Annotated in this window: 3 protein-coding genes and 1 pseudogene; 3 read left to right on the forward strand and 1 reads right to left on the reverse strand. The window is 63.5% G+C overall.

The features are described from left to right. Positions 1-351, forward strand: a pseudogene (locus EN914_RS33840) (MFS transporter); the annotation flags it as partial. On the opposite strand, the gene EN914_RS33845 reads toward EN914_RS33840, so the two are convergent. Beyond that, positions 315-1223 (reverse strand): LysR family transcriptional regulator, encoded by a 909-nt coding sequence (locus tag EN914_RS33845; protein WP_024502954.1) that lies wholly within the window; start codon positions 1221-1223, stop codon positions 315-317. The pseudogene EN914_RS33840 and the gene EN914_RS33845 sit on opposite strands and share 37 nt — an antisense overlap. 114 nt (positions 1224-1337) lie before the next feature. On the opposite strand from EN914_RS33845, the gene EN914_RS33850 reads away from it, so the two are divergent. Beyond that, on the forward strand, positions 1338-1547 hold the full coding sequence (locus EN914_RS33850) for a DUF680 domain-containing protein (protein WP_024502953.1): 210 nt from the start codon (positions 1338-1340) through the stop codon (positions 1545-1547). A 157-nt stretch (positions 1548-1704) separates the two neighbouring features. After that, positions 1705-1878, forward strand: a 174-nt coding sequence (locus EN914_RS33855; protein WP_127389605.1) for an NmrA family NAD(P)-binding protein, incomplete at its 3' end; no start/stop codon positions are given.

Here is a 1878-nt window from a genome sequence, read left to right on the forward strand (position 1 = left end):
CGCGCGTCGGCCCTCGTAGCCGCGGTCGGCATGCTGGTGGCTGGCCTGGCGCCCTCGCCCTGGCTCGCCATTGCAGCCTTTGCCTTTTGCGGCTTCGGCATCGCCAATATGGTGCCGATCATCTTTTCGGCCGGCGGCAACCAGGAAGGCATGTCTTCCGGCACCGGCATGAGCGTGGTCACAACGATCGGATACTGCGGCATACTGGTGGCGCCGTCGGCGATCGGCTTCGTTGCCGAGCATTCCAGCTTCGGCCCGATCTTCATCACCATGTCGGGACTGCTGATCATCGTGTTGCTGATGGCCGGGCTCGCTCACCGCGCCGAATTCGCGCCAGCACCCGCCGAATAGCGTTTCAGCTCCTCGTGAAGGAAATCCACCACACGGCGGATGCGCACGCTGGTACGCACGTCGCGATGCATCGCCAGCCACACCGGCAGAACTGGCAGCGGCAGGTCAGGCAGCACCTTCTCAATCAAAGGATCCCTGTCGGCCAGCGGCTCCTGGCCAAGACCAATGCCGTTTCCCGCCCGCACCGCTTCCCACAAAACGATCTGGTTGTCGGCCCTGAAGCGGAAGCTGCTCCGGGTGACGGGGATGCCGTGTTGGGTAAAACCCCTGATGATCTCGTCGCCGCGGTCGAAGCCGACCAGATCGTGGTCGACAAGATCGGCAGGCTTCAGCGGACGGCCGCGCCTGTCGAGATAGGATTTGGCCGCGCAGGCGCAGAGCTCGATGTCGCAGACCTTGCGTGCCATCAGCTCGTTCTGCGCCGGCTTGACCATGCGGATGGCGATGTCGGCATCTCGACGCAGCAGGTTCTCGACCTGATTGGAGGCGACGATCTCGACCTCGATGCCGGGCTCCTCGATCCCCAGCCGCATCGTCATCTCAGGCAGGACATAGGCCGCCACGACCTCGCTGGCGGCGATACGCACCGTGCCTTCGATAGCCTCAACCGAACCCAGTGCCAGGAGTGAGAAGGCGCTTGCCTGCTCGCTGACCGCCTTGCCGCGTTCCAACAGCGTGCTGCCGGCCTCCGTCAGTTCGTAGCCGTGCCGTCCTCGACGGAACAGCGTGACGCCCAGCGCCTGTTCCAACTCGCCGATGTGACGGCCAAGCGTCGGCTGGCTGGCCGAAAGCTTCCGCGCGGCAGCCGACAGGCTGCCGGATTCCGCCACGGTGACAAAGCTCTTGATCAGGTTCCAGTCGATTTCTGCCATTCGTTTATGAATATCAGAACGCCACCTTTAGTCAATTTCCATTCGTATTCGAAGCGACCATATTCCAGCTGCAGACACCAACACGGACTGCAAACACCAACCAGGAGAACTCAGATGACCAAGATCGCTCTCACCACCGCCGCCATCCTCATTTCCGTCAGCGCCGCTTTTGCCGGCAGCGACAAGTTTGGTTCGAACGACGCCAGCCAGCCGGCCGCCACCAGCACCGACGACACGGCCACCGCTTCGATTCACAACCCCGATGCGGCCATCCGGAAGCCGGTCACACAGGGCAGCAACCGCGATCTCTTCGGCAGCCGCTGATCCCGATCGCGCCTGTCGCTGATCCCAATCGCGCTTGCCGCTGATCCCAATCGCGCTTGCCGCTGATCTCGATCGCGCTTGCCGCTGATCTCGATCGCGCTGTCGCTGATATCGATCGCCCGACCGACCATCTAAATCCCAACCAGGAGTGCTTCCAATGACCAAGATCGCAATTCTCGGTGCCGGTGGCCGGCTCGGCCGTGTGGTCGCCAAGGCCTTCATCGACGCGGGCTACGAGGTCCGCGCCGTCACCCGCAACGGCAAGGTGCCGGCCGAACTCAAGGGCGCCACGGCCGTTGCCGGTGACGCTCTCGACCGCGAGGCCCTCATC

It is taken from the genome of Mesorhizobium sp. M7A.F.Ca.CA.001.08.2.1 (genome assembly GCF_003998455.1).
Lineage (GTDB): Bacteria > Pseudomonadota > Alphaproteobacteria > Rhizobiales > Rhizobiaceae > Mesorhizobium > Mesorhizobium ciceri.

What these genes read in the sequence shown, in the direction of transcription:
- EN914_RS33845 (WP_024502954.1), bottom strand. Translation starts at nt 1,223, where the DNA reads ATGGCAGAAATCGACTGGAACCTGATCAAGAGCTTTGTCACCGTGGCG.
- EN914_RS33850 (WP_024502953.1), top strand. Translation starts at nt 1,338, where the DNA reads ATGACCAAGATCGCTCTCACCACCGCCGCCATCCTCATTTCCGTCAGC.